Origin of the sequence: Acetobacter sp. KSO5 (assembly GCF_044094635.1) — a bacterium.
GTDB classification, from domain to species: Bacteria; Pseudomonadota; Alphaproteobacteria; order Acetobacterales; family Acetobacteraceae; genus Acetobacter; species Acetobacter cerevisiae.
Genome location: NZ_CP172014.1, coordinates 1,953,022 through 1,969,482, shown reverse-complemented (window position 1 = coordinate 1,969,482; position 16,461 = coordinate 1,953,022). Strand labels below are relative to the sequence as shown.

The 16,461-nt window shown below is 56.5% G+C and carries 13 protein-coding genes; 7 read left to right on the top strand and 6 right to left on the bottom strand.

What is annotated here, in order from left to right; translation table 11 throughout:
- Nucleotides 1-5 precede the first annotated feature (5 nt).
- Nucleotides 6-1,025, top strand: coding sequence for a bifunctional enoyl-CoA hydratase/phosphate acetyltransferase (locus tag ACHQGU_RS08950; protein WP_395494724.1), 1,020 nt, complete (start codon nucleotides 6-8; stop codon nucleotides 1,023-1,025).
- Nucleotides 1,026-1,069: 44 nt separating this feature from the next.
- Nucleotides 1,070-2,260, top strand: coding sequence for an acetate/propionate family kinase (locus ACHQGU_RS08945; protein WP_395494723.1), 1,191 nt, complete (start codon nucleotides 1,070-1,072; stop codon nucleotides 2,258-2,260).
- A gap of 31 nt (nucleotides 2,261-2,291) precedes the next feature.
- On the opposite strand, the gene ACHQGU_RS08940 is transcribed toward ACHQGU_RS08945, so the two are convergent.
- From ACHQGU_RS08940 to ACHQGU_RS08925, 4 genes are all read right to left on the bottom strand, one after another.
- Complete coding sequence (locus ACHQGU_RS08940) at nucleotides 2,292-4,706, bottom strand: TonB-dependent receptor (RefSeq protein WP_408874598.1); 2,415 nt, start codon at nucleotides 4,704-4,706, stop codon at nucleotides 2,292-2,294.
- A 266-nt stretch (nucleotides 4,707-4,972) separates the two neighbouring features.
- Nucleotides 4,973-6,208: an MFS transporter gene (locus ACHQGU_RS08935; protein WP_395494721.1), complete on the bottom strand. Its 1,236-nt coding sequence runs from the start codon at nucleotides 6,206-6,208 to the stop codon at nucleotides 4,973-4,975.
- A gap of 28 nt (nucleotides 6,209-6,236) precedes the next feature.
- Entirely contained in the window at nucleotides 6,237-6,635 is a 399-nt protein-coding gene (locus ACHQGU_RS08930) for a heme-binding protein (RefSeq protein ID WP_062249897.1), read from the bottom strand.
- 90 nt (nucleotides 6,636-6,725) lie between these two features.
- Nucleotides 6,726-7,454, bottom strand: coding sequence for an IclR family transcriptional regulator (locus ACHQGU_RS08925; protein WP_395494720.1), 729 nt, complete (start codon nucleotides 7,452-7,454; stop codon nucleotides 6,726-6,728).
- Between the two features lie 189 nt (nucleotides 7,455-7,643).
- Between ACHQGU_RS08925 and ACHQGU_RS08920 the strand changes: the two genes are divergently transcribed.
- The 4 genes from ACHQGU_RS08920 (at nucleotide 7,644) to ACHQGU_RS08905 (ending at nucleotide 12,539) form a co-directional block, all read left to right on the top strand.
- Nucleotides 7,644-8,408: an SDR family NAD(P)-dependent oxidoreductase gene (locus tag ACHQGU_RS08920; RefSeq protein WP_395494719.1), complete on the top strand. Its 765-nt coding sequence runs from the start codon at nucleotides 7,644-7,646 to the stop codon at nucleotides 8,406-8,408.
- 162 nt (nucleotides 8,409-8,570) lie between these two features.
- Nucleotides 8,571-9,020 (top strand): RNA polymerase sigma factor, encoded by a 450-nt coding sequence (locus ACHQGU_RS08915; RefSeq protein ID WP_395494718.1) that lies wholly within the window; start codon nucleotides 8,571-8,573, stop codon nucleotides 9,018-9,020.
- A gap of 75 nt (nucleotides 9,021-9,095) precedes the next feature.
- The gene (locus tag ACHQGU_RS08910; protein WP_395494716.1) at nucleotides 9,096-10,058 is read left to right on the top strand and encodes a FecR family protein; all 963 of its coding nucleotides are present in this window, start codon (nucleotides 9,096-9,098) and stop codon (nucleotides 10,056-10,058) included.
- 126 nt (nucleotides 10,059-10,184) lie between these two features.
- Entirely contained in the window at nucleotides 10,185-12,539 is a 2,355-nt protein-coding gene (locus ACHQGU_RS08905; RefSeq protein ID WP_395494715.1) for a TonB-dependent receptor plug domain-containing protein, read from the top strand.
- Nucleotides 12,540-12,597: 58 nt separating this feature from the next.
- On the opposite strand, the gene ACHQGU_RS08900 is transcribed toward ACHQGU_RS08905, so the two are convergent.
- On the bottom strand, nucleotides 12,598-13,770 hold the full coding sequence (locus ACHQGU_RS08900; protein WP_395494714.1) for an alpha/beta hydrolase family protein: 1,173 nt from the start codon (nucleotides 13,768-13,770) through the stop codon (nucleotides 12,598-12,600).
- 120 nt (nucleotides 13,771-13,890) lie between these two features.
- Between ACHQGU_RS08900 and ACHQGU_RS08895 the strand changes: the two genes are divergently transcribed.
- Nucleotides 13,891-14,871 (top strand): AraC family transcriptional regulator ligand-binding domain-containing protein, encoded by a 981-nt coding sequence (locus ACHQGU_RS08895; RefSeq protein WP_395494713.1) that lies wholly within the window; start codon nucleotides 13,891-13,893, stop codon nucleotides 14,869-14,871.
- Here ACHQGU_RS08895 and ACHQGU_RS08890 read toward each other — a convergent pair.
- A complete protein-coding gene (locus tag ACHQGU_RS08890; protein WP_395494711.1) occupies nucleotides 14,817-16,328 on the bottom strand; it encodes a peptide MFS transporter in 1,512 nt (503 codons plus the stop codon). The two genes, ACHQGU_RS08895 and ACHQGU_RS08890, sit on opposite strands and share 55 nt — an antisense overlap.
- Nucleotides 16,329-16,461: the final 133 nt, after the last annotated feature.

The following is a 16,461-nucleotide window of genomic DNA, read 5'->3' as shown; positions in this document are numbered from 1 at the left end:
AGACCATGGCGTCCTCTTCTGCTGCTTCCGTAACCCCAGAGCAACAGTATGTGCAGGATAGCGCCGATATGCCCGCAGCCTCCGGCCCTAAAAGCCATCAGGCTTTTGAAAATCTGATTGAGCGGGCCAGACAGCTCCCCGGCAAGGTGAGTATCGGTATTGTCTGGCCGTGTGAGCAGCATGCGCTGGAAGGCGCGATGGATGCGGCGCAGCAGAATATTCTGGAACCCGTTCTGATCGGCCCGCGTGCTCTGATTACTGATGTGGCGCAGAGCTGCGGGATTGATCTGGGGGGCGCAACCATTGTGGATGTCGCCACCCCGCAGGAGGCTGCTGCGCAGGCTGTAACACTGGTCAAATCCGGGCAGGTGCATGCCCTGATGAAAGGCAGCCTGCACACAGATGTGTTGATGCATGCCGTCGTCTCACCAGAGAGTGGGTTGCGCACGGCACGGCGGGTGAGCCATGTCTTTCTGCTCGCAGTGCCTGCTTATGATGACCTTATTTTTGTGACGGATGCCGCTATCAATATCTTCCCGGATCTCACCATCAAGCGCGATATTGTGCAGAACGCGATTGATCTGCATCGGGGCCTTGGGCTTGGCGAGCCACGAGTGGCGCTGCTGTCTGCTGTGGAAACCGTGAACCCCAAAATTCCGGGCACGGTGGATGCCGCGGCCCTGTGTAAAATGGCCGAGCGTGGGCAGATTGAAGGCGGTGTTCTGGATGGACCGCTGGCCATGGATAATGCCGTGAGCGCAGAGGCCGCCAAAATTAAAGGCATTACCTCGCCGGTAGCAGGGCAGGCGCAAATTCTTGTGACACCCGATCTGGAAGCAGGCAACATGCTGGCCAAGAACATGATCTTTCTGGCCGGAGCGGATTCAGCCGGGGTGGTGCTGGGGGCCAGTGTGCCGGTGTTGCTGACCAGCCGGGCGGATAGTGTGCAGGCGCGGCTGGCGTCCATTGCCGTGGGCGCACTGTATGCGCGGCATCTGCATCCGGAAAGCGCTCCTGCGGCGTGAGGCGGGTTCAGGACAGAAGAAGAGCCATAGAGAAGGACGGATCAATGCAGGATGTCATTATTGTTTTTAACAGTGGCTCTTCCAGTCTGAAATTTACTGTTTACGACAAGGCGGACAGTCAGCAAGCGACAGTTCTGCTCAACGGGGAAATTGAGCAAAACCCCACAGGCGCGCGCTTCCATGCCAAAAACCATGATGGCGCCGTTCTGGTGCAGGAAGACTGGCCCGAAACCGGGTTGGCGATTTTTGACCATCTGTTCCACTGGCTTGAGCAGTTTGCTCAGAAGGGCCGGGTGGTTGCTGCCGGGCACCGGATTGTGCATGGCGGGGCTGATTTTCTGGAACCAGTGAAAATCACGCCGGAAATTCTGAACAAGCTGGACCAGCTCACCCCGTTTGACCCGCTGCATCAGCAGGCCACGCTGGCCCCGGCTAAAGCTATTGCGCAACGGCGGCCAGACCTTTTGCAGGTGGCCTGTTTTGACACAACCTTCCACAGCACCATTCCAAAAGTGGCGCGGCTTCTGCCGTTGCCGCGCCGGTATGAGGAACGGGGCGTGGTACGCTATGGCTTCCACGGCATTTCCTACAGCTATATTGCCCAGCGTCTTGCACAGATTGACCCGGAGCTTGCAACGGGGCGGACCATTATTGCCCATCTTGGGAGCGGGGCCAGCCTGTGTGCCTTGAAGGATGGGAAAAGCCTTGAAACGACGATGGGCTTTTCTGCGCTGGATGGCCTGATGATGGGCACGCGCTGCGGCGCGATTGATCCCGGCGTACTGCTTTACATGGTGCAGGAAGAAAAGGCCGACTGGCGGACGCTGGTGCAGACGCTGTACCATGAGTCCGGTCTACTGGGCGTCTCCGGTATTTCGCCTGACATGCGGGTGCTGCGTGAGATGCTGGCGAAGGACGCGAGCTCTGCCCAAAGCGTGCAGATTGCCGAAGCGTTGAGCCTGTTTGTGTATCGTATCCGTCAGGAAATCGGTGCGCTGACGGCGGTGATGGGTGGTCTGGACGGACTGGTCTTTACCGCGGGCATTGGCGAGCATGATGCTGCATTGCGGCATGAGGTCTGTCAGGCGTTCAGCTGGGCAGGCGTCACGCTGGATGAGGCTGCCAACCAGCGTCATGATGCCATTATCAGCACGCCGGACAGTCGGGTGCGGGTGCGCGTGGAGCTGACTGACGAGGAGCGCGAAATCTATATGAGCGTTCTTAAATTTCTCTAAGCGGCGGGGAGGCTTGCTCCCCTTAAAGCGTTTAGAAAGACGTGCTGACGGTGCCGAAAAATTCGCGCACAGCCCCACGTTCCATGGACTGATAATCCCCCACGGCGGGGTTATCGTTCTGGCCCATCATGGAAATGTATTTGTTGTTAAACAGGTTATAGACATTGAAGCTGGCCGTGACGTTTTTCAGAACGCTCATGTCCCCAAAGCGGTATTCAAGACCGGCATTGGCGACCCAGTAGCCCGGCACGGAGGTATCGTTCATAAAGCTGTAGTAACGGCGGCCAAAATAGTTGGCGTCAAAATGCGCGGTCGCGCCTTTCCATGTGTAGGCCAGGGACGTTTTATACATCCACGCCGGATAGTTGACGATGTTCTTGCCAGAAAGGGCATAATACCCGCCGACGGTGTCCACGTTCCTATCATACGTGCCCTTGTTGTAGCTCAGGGTATTCGTAAAGCTCAGACCTCGGATGGGTGTAAGGGTAATGGCCCCGTTCGCACCCGTCATGGAAATATGGCCGAAGTCGATCACCTGAGAGACCGGGTTGGTCAGAGAACCAACAGCCGCCGCCAGCAGCGGGTGGATCAGGCTGGCGTGATAGATGGTCGCATTCGCCTGCAGGTAGCGGGAGGTATAGCGATAGCCTCCCAGATAAACCCAGGCTTTGGACGGCTCTGCCGCCCTTTTCTGCGCCTGAAAGGTGGCCTGATCCTGCACGGAGTAAAGGGAGTTGCCCACGCCAAAGGCCGAGACTTCATAAGCCCGCATGTTCTCGGCGACGTCCACGTAGAACTCGTGGTGGTCGTTGAGGTGCCAGTCCAGATTGATGTGGGGCAGGAAGGCCTGAGAAGCCGTCAGGGAACCGTTGGGCAGCGTATCAGCACCCGTCCAGTCGGCATTGTTGTAGTTCGCACCGCCAGCAGTCGTCGCCACCATGGATTTAAACCCGGCATGCAGCGTAAGGCCCGGTGTCAGTTGCACACTGTCCTGCAAATGGAACTGCATGACATTGGTGGTCCACTGGAAGTTGTAACCCTGCATAAAGGCGCGGCCATACACATTATACGGTCCGACCGCCTTAAGTGGCGCGCCCTGCCCAAGCAGAGGCTCCTGATAATTGAACAGGCCCGCCTGCTGGTTGTTGTTTTCATACCAGACGCCGCCTTCAATGGTGTGGCGGCCCCATTTATAGCGCAGGCTGGTATCGATCCCGTAGCGTTCCTGCCGGTTCTGCCAGACTTCTTCCGAGAACGGCGCGCCGTTGGGGGAGGGATCTTCTGAATCCGTGTAGCTGTAATAGCCTGTCTGGCTGTGGCCGTAGAGAGTGGTGTTCCATGTCAGGCGGTCTGTCAGGGCGAGGTCAAAATGCAGGCCGCCCATGAAGTTGGTTTCAGACTGACCGCCGTCGTACATAGCGATGTCTGCGCCATCAATGCCCGGCACATTATTGTATCCCGGCGGCACAGGGCGGGTGCCATTGGCAATGCCGTAAGCCAGCCCATAATTGGGATACAGATGCGGGGTGCGCCAGCCGAGGTTTTTCAGGATGCCGATGGACGTATCCGGGTAGTTCCACTGCGCCAGAGTGGACCAGTTGAAGAAGGCTGACATGCGGCTGCGGTGGCCAATGGGCTGCACCAGCTTGGCATCGACCTGCTGCATGAACTGGTCACCCTTGCCCATCCACATGCCTTCATCCGTGCGGGCGTAGGAGGTGTAAAAGCGGGTGCCAGTATCATTCAGCTTGCCGGAATCCAGCCGCACATAGGTGCGGTAGGAATTATAGCTGCCAAAGGACTGGCTGACCTTGCCGCCGCGCTTTTCGGACGGGTCGGACGAGCCGATCTGAATGGTGCCGCCCAGCGTATTGGTGGAGGGCAGCTCAACCGATCCGGCCCCCTGCGACATGCGCATGGACTGGATATCATCCGGTATGATGGAGGACGCGAGGCTCATGCCGCTGATGGACTGATAGGTCTGGTCGTTCAGGGGCACGCCATCCACTGTCACGCCAAGCTGGTTCATGAAGAACCCGCGCACGTAGAGGTTGGCGCCGAAGCTGTCGATGCCGAAAGGGTCTGTGGAGGAGAAGCTCACACCCGGCATCCGGTCCAGCATCTTGTATGGGCTGGTGCCCGGCACGAACTGGCGCATGACGGCCTTTGTGACAGCCTGTTCTGCATCACGCCCGGTCAGCTGACGGCCTGTGACGGACACACTTTCCGTGCCGTGCGATTCCAGATCTGCCGGTTTGCTGTGGTGGCTGGCGGACGCTTTGGTTGCGGCCTTCGGAGCGGGCTGTGCGGCTGCGGGCTTGTGCGCGGAAACCGGCTGCGCATGGCGGGCTGCATGCTTGTGCTGCGCGGTGGTTTCAGCGGCCAGAGCAGGGCGTTCTATGGCAAACAGTGCAATAGAGGACAAAAGCAGATGTTTGGTGCGCACTTGCGGTCAGCACTCCGGAGGGTGATGCGGGTCAAAGAGAAGCGGTCTCTTAGCCGTTGAACCTCCAGATATGCAAAGGCTTCAAAGAGGGGTGTGATGTTTTTGTGACATTTTTAGGCAGTTTTTGCTCATATCTGTTGCATAAACAACGCGGTTTATGAGGATGAGGCCTCCTACGGCTTTGTGAGAACACCGGAAAAGCAAAAACCCCTTCCGCGGCGCAAAACCGGGGAAGGGGCTGTTTTCAGCGTATCAGGAAGGGGGCTTTAGGTAAGGGAACCTCGTTCTTCCGGCTGGCCGCTTTTTTTGAGCAGAAGAAGGGCAAACAGATACACCAGCAGGCCACCGATGGAGAGCAGTGCTCCGCCAATGCCAAGCGAGCCATACCCGAACTGGTGCGCCAGCAGCACGCTGCCCAGAGAGGCCCCCAGTGCGTTGGCAATGTTGAAGGCTGAATGGTTGAGGGAGGCAGCAAGCGTCTGAGCATCGCCCGCAAAATCCATCAGCCGTGTCTGAAGTGCCGGGCCAAGTCCATTCACAAAGGTGGGGATCAGGAAGACAATCAGCATCAGCGCGAAATTGCTGTGCAGCACAGTGGAAAACGCGAACATGATGACCGCGCTGCCCGCAAGGGCGATGATGGCCGCCAGATTGATGTTCCGGTCCACCAGCCAGGCTCCGGCGTTTGCTCCGACGAGCATGCCGGCACCCCAGATCACCATATAGATCATGGTCTGCCATTCCGGCACGTGGGTCACGTTTTGCAGAACACTGGTGAGGTAGGTGTAGACGCCAAACATCCCGCCAAAACCCACTGCGGCGGTCAGCAGGGTGAGCATAACCTGCATGTTGCCCAGAGCCGTGATTTCCTTAAGCGGGGAGTTTTTGCGGTTGGGTTTATCGGCCGGAATATAGCGCAGGACGCCCAGAAAGGTCAGAACGCCAAACAGGCCGATAATCAGGTAAGCAATGCGCCAGCCAAAATGGTCTGCCGCAAAGGTGGAAAACGGCGCGCCGATCAGCGTGGAAATGGCGATGCCGGACAGCACGCGCCCCACCGCCCAGCCACGCCGGGAGCGTTCCACCATGGAAGCCGCCACAAGGGCGGAAATTCCGAAGAGCGCGCCATGCGGCAGGCCCGTCAGAAAACGAGCGACCTCAACCAGCCCCGGTGTGGGCATGACAATGCTCAGAAAATTGCCAAGGCAGAACATGATCAGCAGAACAAGCAGAAGCTCCCGCCGGGATAGTCGCGCGCCCAGAATAGTAATCAGCGGTGCGCCAATCACCACTCCCAGCGCGTAAGCGGTAATGGCATACCCGGCATCGGCCAGAGACAGATTGAGCGACTGCGCAAATTCCGGGAGCATGCCCATGATGGCAAACTCCCCGGTGCCGACAACAAACGTGCCGAATGTGAGAGTAAGGAGGGCTGCGGTTCTGCCATGAGGCGGCGGAACCACGGTAAGACCGCTCTCAGGCGGCACGGTTTCTGATGTCATGCAGGGTCTCGGCTTAAAAAAAGTCGGCTCAGGCGGTCAGAACGCGAGAGGCGACGGTGGCAATGGCAATATCATCCGCAGTGCTGGCGCCGGACACGCCAATGGCTCCCACAACCCTGCCTTCGGCATCTTTCAGCACAAGGCCGCCGCCAAAGCTGATGAGGCCACCATTGGTATTTTCCAGCGTGTAGGCGTGGGCGTTGGGGTGGGCAATTTCTGCAAAGTCGGCGCTGTCCATCTGGAACAGCACAGCGGTGCGGGCTTTTTTGTTGGCGATATCAATGGCGCCCAGAATGGTGCCTTCCATGCGCATAAAGGCGACGGGCCAGGCTGCGGCATCCACAATGGAAATGCAGACAGAGACATTCATGCGGTCTGCTTCGGCCAGAGCAGCAGTGATCATGGCGGTCGCGGTAGAAGACTTCATGGCAGAGAAAATCGCTTTCCTGAGAAAAAGGCGCAGAGTAGCTGCGCTGCTCAATAAGGGAATGAGGGACGCAAGGGAAAGACTATTTGTTCAGCAGCTCTGGATATCCGTGCGTTCGACATGCTTCATCATCATCCAGGCCAGACGGCTGAGGCGGTGTGGCGGGAGCTTGCTGGCGGGGCCGGTCAGGCAGACACTGGCGCGCACTTCACCATTGTCCCGCCAGGGAATGGCAACGCCGTTTATGCCCGGATGGTAGCCCTGCAGATCCAGCGCAAAGCCTTTGATGCGCACGGTTTCAATCTGGGCGAGGATGTCACTGTTCAGAGCATTGGCGCGGGTGGTCAGCACCCGTTTGCCAAGGCCGGGCACAAAGGCCAGAAAAACCAGCCCCACGGCGGAGCCTTCCAGCTTTTCCCGGCTTGGGATGCTGCGCATCAGGTCCGGGTCGGGCAGGTTGACGATATCCAGATAGGCGGCCTCATCCCCGCTGGGAACGGCCAGCCAGACGGTCGCGCCACTTTCTTCCGCAATGGCATTCAGGGCAGGGCGCAGACGGGCGCGCAGGGCATTATCATCCCCCGTAATGCGGGCCAGATTGAGGATGCGCCCACCCAGATGATAGCGCATATCCCCCGTGCGACGCTGCACATAGCCCAGATGGTCGAGCGTCTGGAGAATATTGTGGACGGTCGTTTTTCCAATGCCGGAGATGCTGGCAATTTGTTGCAGGCGTGCGCTGCCACCTTCCTGGGCGATGATTTCCAGAATAGCGGCTGAGCGTTCAATGGACTGAATAAGTTTCGGGGTTTTGCCCATGGGACAGGTCTCCTGATGCTCAGGATTTATCGTGACGAACCCGTCTTTGGGAACTGGAGTAAGTTCATTATGGGTGAACTTTTGCAGATTTTGCGGGCAATGTCCCTGTCCTGAAAGAACGACCTCCGTCGCATTCGGTTTGAGTGCCTGAGTGCAGAGAGACTGCACGGCAGACATAAGGAGATCTTCATGCAGCGTTTTTCAGGCAAGACCGTCATTGTGACAGGGGCTGCTTCCGGCTTTGGGGAAGCGACTGCGCGGAGCTTTCATGCTGAAGGGGCTAATGTAGTTCTGCTGGATGCCGACGAAGACAATTTGAACAAGGTTGCGGGGCAGTTTTCCAAAGAGCGGAGTTTGGCGATTGCGTGTGATATTGCAGACTCAGCCGCGGTCAACCGGGCCATAAAAGACGCCGCAGAGCATTTCGGTCAGATTGATGTGCTGGTGAATAATGCAGGCATTGCGCGCCCCGGACAGCCGGAAGAGACCAGTGATGAGACATGGGCGAGCGTGATCAATATTGATCTGAGCGGCACCTTTTATTGTGCACGGGCTGCTATCCCGCATCTGAAAAAGACCAAAGGCAACATTATCAATGTTGCCTCTATTTCCGGTATGGGTGGGGACTGGAATTTCCCGGCTTATAACGCAGCCAAGGGTGGGGTTGTGAACTTGACGCGTTCTCTGGCGCTGGATCTTGGTAAGCACGGTATTCGCGTCAATTCCGTCAATCCGGGTCTCAGCCGCACGGCAATGGGCAAGGGGCTGGTGGAAGATGAGGCAAAAGCGAAGAAGTTCATAGAGCGTACTGCTCTCGGCCGCCTTGGTGAGCCGGAAGATATTGCCAGTGTGATTGTCTTTCTGGCGAGCGACGCGGCTGGGTATGTCACGGGGGCGACCATCCCGGTGGATGGGGGAACGTCTGCCTCTAACGGCCAGCCGCCGATGGGATAAACCGCAGGGTGGGGCAGGTCCGCCCAGTCTGGTCCCGAGGTGAAGTTTTTGTGGCTATGTGAGAATAATTCTCATATAGAGGAGCTCAATGTCGGAGATTTCGCGTTGAGCACGAGAAAATTATCGCTAAGACTGTATCAGGAGCATCGTAAAGCGTTTCTTGTGTATGCCAGCCGCCTTACGGGGGACCACGCACAGGCGGAAGATCTTGTGCAGGAAGCCTGGGTGCTTTTTGAACAGCAGAATAAAATAGAGATCAGCGCGCCGGTCCATTATTTCAAAACGATTATGCGCAATTTGTTCAGGTTTAGTTACCGGCGGCAGAAGCTGGAAAAAACCAAAGATACAGATTTTGATAATGCCAGTCGTATGATAGCTGATCTTGCTCCATCGCCCGAGCAGGTTGCTGATGCGCGCTGGCAGGTCAGTAAATTACTGGATCAGATAGAGGCGATGCCGCCGCGCCAGACCGCAGCCATTAAAATGTATTATTTTGAAGGGTTAAAACTGCGCGAAATTGCCGCTGAGTTAAATATTTCCGTCTCGTTTGCGCAAAGTCTTATTGCTGATGGCATAGAGGCTTGTACAAACACGCGCGCAACAGGAGAATAACGTGCCTCGCAATCTGAAAGGCGGAGTGTGGTCGCAGGGACACTCTGCTCGCTTCGCCGCTTTTGTCCTCGCCTGATGATGGAGAAGACAACGGCGACGCGGGTCGCGGCTCTCTGGCACGTAAAACTGCAGGATGACCCGAATAATCCAGAACTGTTGCGTCAGTTCGATGTCTGGTTAAGGGCGGACCAGCGCCACCCTCAGGCATGGGCGGAGGTTAATAAGACAATCACGCTCTTGCAGCAGGCTGCCCCGGAACGGCGACAGGCCAAAAGGCCCGCGCCGCAGGTGGCGCATAAACCTGTCTGGAAGAGGCGTGCGTTCCAGAGTTGGGCTGGCGGTCTGGCGGCGTTGGCGTGTGTCAGCATGTTTATGTTTGCACCCAATGCGATGATCTGGGCTCAGGCTGATTACTCCACCGGTTATAGCCAGACAAAAGAGGTTCGGTTACGTGATGGGAGTGTTGTGCAGCTTGCGCCGCGGAGTGCGATTGCCATCCAGTTTACCCAGACAACCCGTATCGTAACCCTTTTACGCGGGGAGGGCCTTTTTATGGTCCATCATAATGCACAGCTTCCCTTTACGGTAAAAGCCGGTGCTGTGACTGCAACGGATTTGGGAACAGTCTTTGATGTGGCGATGGAGGATAACCATACCACAGTGGCTGTAAAAGAAGGGAGTAGCCGTGTTGCCGCTCCCGATGCCCTTGGAGCCAGTCAGGATTTATATGCCGGAGACTGGCTGCGGGTGAGCGGGCATACAACGCAAACGGGCAAGACAAACCCGGAAATAGTTGGTGCATGGGCCACGGGTTTGCTTGTGGCGCGGGCTATGCGGGTTTCTGACTTTGTGGCGGCACTCCGCCCATGGTCACACCGGCATATTTTTGTGCTGGATCAGCAACTGACAGAGAAGCGCGTCACAGGTGTTTATAACGTCCGCGACCCCATGCAGGCCTTACGGCTGGCGGTCAGGCCGCATGGCGGCAAGGTGCAGACTGTGTTGCCTGATCTGGCACTCGTCACCGGGCCGGGATAGCTCGTGAATAAAAAATTTCTCTGATGACAGGAAAATCTCTCTGCTTATGCATCTAAGGAATGGTGCGCAACTGCGAGACAGTTGCAACTCCGTGATGTTGAGTGGCATGAAGGATTTTCGGTACCCATGGTTATACGGCTTTTTCTGGCTCGTGGTCTGATACGAGGGGCTCTTGGCCTGTCGATTGCTGGGGTATGGACCTTCTGTGAGGGGATTGACGCCAAAGCCCAGACTTCCGCCCCGCTTCACTTTTTTCATGTCGCTCCGGGGGCTTTATCGGACGCCGTTCTCACCTTTAGCCAGCAAGCGCATGTGCAGGTGACAGCCGATGCAGAAAGCCTCGACCATCATACCAGTGCGGGCGTGAGCGGTCAGTTTACGCTGGCAGCAGGCTTGCAAAAGATTTTGGCCGGGACCGGGCTGACGTATCATCCTGTTGGGAAGGGTGCCTTTCAGATTGTTGCAGCGCCACACGCACCGCAGGAACAGACAGGTCTGACAAAAACGCAAGATCCGCATAGTGCAGAAGGCAGTTCCACAAGCAGCTATGGCGGAACGGAGCGGATTGTTGTGGTGGGGCAGTCTATGGATCGCCTGAAAAACACCAACAGTGCGGTTACTGTGCTGCGGCATCTGGATACCGATGAATATCGCTCTCTGTATGATGTGACGAACCGGGTGCCCAACATGGTGGGGAATGCAGCCGGGCTTCCTGCTATCCGCGGGATGAGCGGCGAGGGCGCTGCGGGAGGGATTTTCACCCTCATGTCTGGCAGCAGGCCGCGGACAGCCGTGATTATTGATGGTTTGCCGGAAACCTTTGGTGGGCAACGCTATACAGATTCAGGGTTATGGGACTTTGATGATGTACAGGTTCTGCGTGGCCCGCAGGCTACAACCCAAGGGCGGAATGCTATTGGGGGTGCAATCACCATGAATACCAAAGACCCCACATGGGCGTGGCACGGGGCCGTACATGCAGGCTATGAAAGCCAGGGGGACAGAGGGAGTTTCGGGGCAACGCTTTCCGGGCCCTTAGTCAAAGATCAGCTGGCCATCAGGCTTTCCGGGAATGGCATTTATGGGAACAGCTATATTAAATATGCTGGAAAATCATGGCCATATAATCCGAGTGAAATTAACCAGTCGACGTTTAGAGGCAAAATGCTCTGGACGCCTAAGGCATTGCCGCGATTTAAAATGGAAATGGTGGGTTCTCACAGAGAGCAGAATGGTGAGTATCTGTATCAGGCAACAGGTCCGGATTTCTGGAAGTATAAATTTGATAACCCAGATATGAATATCCGTGTTTCAAATTCCTCTATTGATACGCTGAGTGACAAATTCAGCTACGAAATTTCAGATGCTCTGACAGCGAGCCTCTTGTACGGCCACGTCTGGTATGATGCGAACTTCAACCAGTCCAATCAGCTTGCCAGTTCCAATTCCCGTGGCAAACTCAACCTCAACGAGAATAACAATACGATAGAGCAGAGATTTGTCTATTCGCCTAAAAATGGCTGGATTAATGGCGTTCTGGGTCTCTACTACTTCAATAGAGACCAGAGAATTACCTCACCTGATATGGGGGTGAACGGGCCTGATCAGGAGCAGACCTATGCCATCTATATGGATGGCACAGTGCCCCTGATCGGTGGTTTGAGCCTGATAGCCGGGGCCCGTGTAGAACGGGAAGTACAGAACCGAAATGTGCGAATGAGCTGGGGAAGTGTCAATTTTGATGGCGGGACGACAATGTTCCTCCCAAAAGGTGGCTTGCTTTATACTTTCTCTCCGCATGATAGCATGAGCTTTACTGTCCGGCGTGGATATAACCCTGGTGGCGGCGCAATTGATTGGGATCGTGGGTTTTACTATCAGTATAAAAAAGAAACGGTAACCACTTACGAACTTTCAGGGCATACGGAGCAGTTTGGGCGCCGTTTCAGCCTTAATGGAAACCTGTTTTATAACAGTTTTCATAATTATCAGGATCTTCTGGATTATACCTTTGTCAATATTCCCGATGGCCGAAGCATGGGGCTGGAGCTGGAAGCGCAGTACCATGTGACAAAGGGACTGAATATTTATGGGGGTGTCGGATTGCTGGATACAAAAATTCAAAAAGCCCCGACAGCGTATGCTTATGCAAAAGGGTCTAAATTCAGCAATGCCCCCAGTACAACATTCACTGTGGGGTTTGATCAGAAATTCCAGTCTGGTTTCTCATTCGGTGGAACGGTCAATCGGGTGGGGGCTTATACGTCTCAGGTCGAAAACGGAACGGGGATTACAGCAGGGAACTATATTACCTTCAATATGCACGCAGCTTATACGTCCAAATATTACACCGTGCGTTTTTATGCGAAAAACCTGTCTAATGAGCATATTATTTATAACGCGCGGAGTAGCTGGGCAGGCTCATATGCTCAGGTTGGCCAGCCTCGTGCTTTTGGAGCCAGTTTGGAAGGGCATTTCTAAGGTCGGTTAAACCGGGACAGGAAAAAGGGGAGGGACTCTGCTCCCTCCGCCCTTCGTTTTAGGAAAATTTGCGAACCATCCAGCTGAAAACATCTGCATGCCAAAGGGTTTGCGCTCCGAGCTGGCAATGTTCCGCCCCGCCTGACGGGACATCATAGACAACAGTTTCAACCGATTTGGCCCGGATGCAGGCTTTGCTGAAATCTTCCGCCTGCGTGGTCGGGATGAAGTGATCACGCTCACCTACCAGAGTCAGCACATCCGCCGTGATGTTTCCGGCGACGCCCACCAGAGAATAGGCCGAGAGCGTTTTAACGGCCTCTTCCATGGAGGAGACGCCCAGCGTCCAAAGGGCGTTGTCGATCGCCCATTTGATGTCCGGGTTGTTCAGAGCTTCAGGGTTTTCTGCATGGGCGGCGTAGCGTTGGGCAATGCTGCCGGCATCAAAGAAGACATCATACGCCACAACGCCGCTAATACGCTTATCGAAGGCCGCAACACGCGGGGCAAAATAGCCACCGAGGCTCATGCCGATCAGCACGGTTTTTTCTGGTTTGAAGTAGGTTGTTTCAAAGTAATCCAGAACGGCCCCGGTGGGTTTTTCCCATTCCGGTGTGAATTTCAAACCATACTGGCGCAGCACGCCGCCCTGACCGGGGCCTTCGTACGTCAACACTGCATAACCGCGATCATACGCCGCTTTGGCGATGACGAAATACAGTTCTTCCAGTGTGGAATCATACCCGCCACACAGCACGATCAGCGGCTTTTTCTGCCAGCCTTCCGGGCCGGGATAGAAAATGCCGCGGAGCTTCCCGCTTTCATACGGCACGGTAAAGCGCTCGTGCGCAATGCCGGCGCGTTCCATCCCTTTATCAAAGGCGGCAATCTGCCGGTCCCATGCCAGAGTGCGGCGCGGGTCCTGCGGGGCCAACAGGAATTCTGCCGTGCGCCAGTAATTATGCGCCCGCAGCCAGGACTGGCCGCAGCTCAGCGGGTCCGCGCAACTGGGAATACGGTCTTCCGTGCGCGTGGCAAGGGCGGAATAGGCCTCATACCAGCCATTGCTGTCTCCATCGGTAACCTGACTGATGGCCATCAGCACTTCATTCAGGTCAGCACCCCCGGCGGCAATGTCATTCAGGGCGCGGAGGGTCTGGAAATGGAAGGTCTGATTTTTGAAGAAATGGGATGTACCCGTATCGGTGAGAGGCTGTGCAGGCTGATCCATCGTAAAACACTTTTCCTGTGTGGCGTGTGTCAGGAAAGGTAGGGAGCGTGGACGGTCTGGCTTGACAAAATACGCCAGTTTTTTGACATTTTACGCCAGATTGCAAGGACGGCCTGACCTATGATGACACCGCTTGATGCCATTCTGGGAGCTGCTGTGCAGGCCGGATGTCTGACGAGCACCGAGCAGGACCGGATGCTGGAGCAGGCTGAAGTGTCCCGGCACCGGCGCAAATTCTCCATCTGGCAGACGATGGTTACGGTTTGGGGTGCTTTGCTGGACCGGAACAATGCGGATCATGGTCTGGGTATTGCGCTGGCTTTGCACGCACGGCCGCAGGATTTTGGTCTGATGGGGGCGTTGGTCTGCCAGTGTGAGAGCCTGCTGGATGGATATGGCATGCTGGGGCGGTATAGCCTGCTGTTGCATCCGGATATTGCCATTCAGATCATCAAACATCCCCGCACTGTGGAAATCCGCTACACGCTGGCGCGGCCTGACCCGAGAGTGCCCAAGGCTATTCTTGCAGCAGGTCAACTGTGGGCGTTAACCAATCTGGCGCGTCTTCCCAAAGAAGCGCTGGGGGTAGAGGTTACGCCCCTTTGTGTGGAGTTCGCCTGTACCATGCCGCGTCCCGGCCTGTGGCAGGCGGCGGAAGCTGTGCTGGGGTGTCCGGTGCGGTTCGGGCAGAAGCATTTTCGTATTCTCTTTGACCGCACGGAAATGGAGCGTCAGCGTGAACTGAGTCCGCGTCCCGGCCGCGATTATCTGGAAGAACTGGCCCGGCGCATGGAAGCAGAAGTGCCTGTGTTCTCCAGCATGGCCGTGCAGGTTGCGCGCGTGGTGCGGGAGCGCCTCGGCACACCGTCCATGACCATGCCGCATATTGCCTCGGCTCTGGGGGTTTCCGTGCGGACTTTGCAGCGACGTTTGGCGGCAGAGGGAGAGAGTTTCCGTAGTCTTGTGGATGGTGTGCGTCGGACAGAAGCGGAGCGACTATTACAGGCCGGGCAACATACCAAAGGACAGATTTCCTATCGGCTGGGTTATGCCGAGCAATCCGTGTTGGCCCGCACACTGAAGCGTTGGGCCGCGTCCTGATGGCGGTTTTCCATATGGCTGAGCATACGGGCCAGCAGCAGGGCGATGCTCACCAGCCCGAGGCCGCATAGGCCCAGAGTGCCAAACAGCGTTTCATAATGGTGATTTTGCAAGGGGGCTGCATTGGTGGCAGGGGTGGCAAAACTTGCAATTTCACTACCCAGATACATGCCAGCACCCACAGTGAGGTAATAGGCTCCCACCATCAGGCCGTTCAGGCGGGCGGGGGCATAACGGGCAATAACCGCGAGCCCCAGACCACCAATCAGCAGTTCAGCCGTTGCAAGGGCAAAATAGCCCCCCAGCATAGGCCATGCGCTGGTCAGGCCGGAGCCTGCAAGGCGCGTGCCGCTCCACCAGATGAAAAACGCCAGGGCTACAAAGCCAAAGCCCACGGCGAATTTTGTGGGTAGGGAAAGATCCCGGTTCCGGCTGGCGAGGGCATGGTAGAGCTTGGCCAGAAGAGGGCTGAGAAGAATGATGAAAATCGGGTCCAGCGCCTGAAACTGGGCTGCTGAGAGGGCAAACAGCGGGTGGCCCAGAATACGGAACGTGCCGTCTACATTGGTCAGGGCAAACAGGGTAAGAGAGGTCTGCATCTGCTGGTAGAAGCAATAGAACGCAATGCTTTGCAGCAGCATGATCCCCATGGTGACCAGATTAAGCCGTTCCCGTGCGGCGGCTTTGCGATACAGCGCGCCCCACAGAATAGCCACTAGTGCGAGGCACCCAAACACGGCCAGCCGGGCGAAGGACGCGCTGGATAACACGCCCATGACGGCAAGTGTGCAGAGGAAAATGGCGGCGGCTCCGGCGATTGCCGGGCGAGGCAGGAGCGGGGCTTTGTCCGGTGCTGAGCCGGTGTGGCGCAGGGCGTGGGTACGTGCGAGCAGGACACCCAGCGCGCAGGCTGGTCCTGCCACGCAAAGACCAAAAGCTGTGAGGGAGCCGGCATAATCCCGCACCCATGGAATGCAGAGCATGGAGAGGGCAGACCCCACATTGGCGGCCATATAGTAAAGCGTGAAAGCGGAATCCCGCTCCTGCGGATGCTCTTCATAAAGGCAGCGGATCAGCTGAGCTGCATTAGGTTTGAAGAGCCCGTTGCCTGTTGCGGCCAGTGCCAGAGCAGGCTCAAAAAGCCCGCGATACACCGTGGAAAGGGCAAGAAGTCCGTAACCTGCGCTCAGGAGGACAGAACCCAGCACAACGGTGCGACGTGCGCCATAAACCCGGTCCCCCAGCCAGCCACCCAGAAGAGGCGTAGCGTAAATCATGGCGGCAAAGGCCCCCACCAGCAGGTCCGCCCCCATATCGGCCATGCCAAGCTGCTGCACCATGAACAGCAGCAGAATGGCCTCCATGCCGTAAAACCCGGCGCGTTCTGCTGCTTCTGTAACCAGCAGGGTGAAAAAAGCGGAGCGTCGGGCGGCAAGGGGCGGTGTGTCAGGCTGCACAGAAAGGGTCCTTCACAATCACATGCCTGTTTGTGGCCGAGGATGGAGGAGGCATGTGGAAGAATGGGGCTGGTGTGCTATTTATTATTTCGTATACGATTATACAGACCATATCGGTTCGGACAAGAAATTA

Bases quoted from the DNA above. Each gene is read 5' to 3' on its own strand.
- ACHQGU_RS08950 (WP_395494724.1), top strand. From the start codon at position 6: ATGGCGTCCTCTTCTGCTGCTTCCGTAACCCCAGAGCAACAGTATGTG.
- ACHQGU_RS08945 (WP_395494723.1), top strand. From the start codon at position 1,070: ATGCAGGATGTCATTATTGTTTTTAACAGTGGCTCTTCCAGTCTGAAA.
- ACHQGU_RS08935 (WP_395494721.1), bottom strand. From the start codon at position 6,208: ATGACATCAGAAACCGTGCCGCCTGAGAGCGGTCTTACCGTGGTTCCG.
- ACHQGU_RS08930 (WP_062249897.1), bottom strand. From the start codon at position 6,635: ATGAAGTCTTCTACCGCGACCGCCATGATCACTGCTGCTCTGGCCGAA.
- ACHQGU_RS08925 (WP_395494720.1), bottom strand. From the start codon at position 7,454: ATGGGCAAAACCCCGAAACTTATTCAGTCCATTGAACGCTCAGCCGCT.
- ACHQGU_RS08920 (WP_395494719.1), top strand. From the start codon at position 7,644: ATGCAGCGTTTTTCAGGCAAGACCGTCATTGTGACAGGGGCTGCTTCC.
- ACHQGU_RS08910 (WP_395494716.1), top strand. From the start codon at position 9,096: ATGATGGAGAAGACAACGGCGACGCGGGTCGCGGCTCTCTGGCACGTA.
- ACHQGU_RS08905 (WP_395494715.1), top strand. From the start codon at position 10,185: ATGGTTATACGGCTTTTTCTGGCTCGTGGTCTGATACGAGGGGCTCTT.
- ACHQGU_RS08900 (WP_395494714.1), bottom strand. From the start codon at position 13,770: ATGGATCAGCCTGCACAGCCTCTCACCGATACGGGTACATCCCATTTC.
- ACHQGU_RS08895 (WP_395494713.1), top strand. From the start codon at position 13,891: ATGATGACACCGCTTGATGCCATTCTGGGAGCTGCTGTGCAGGCCGGA.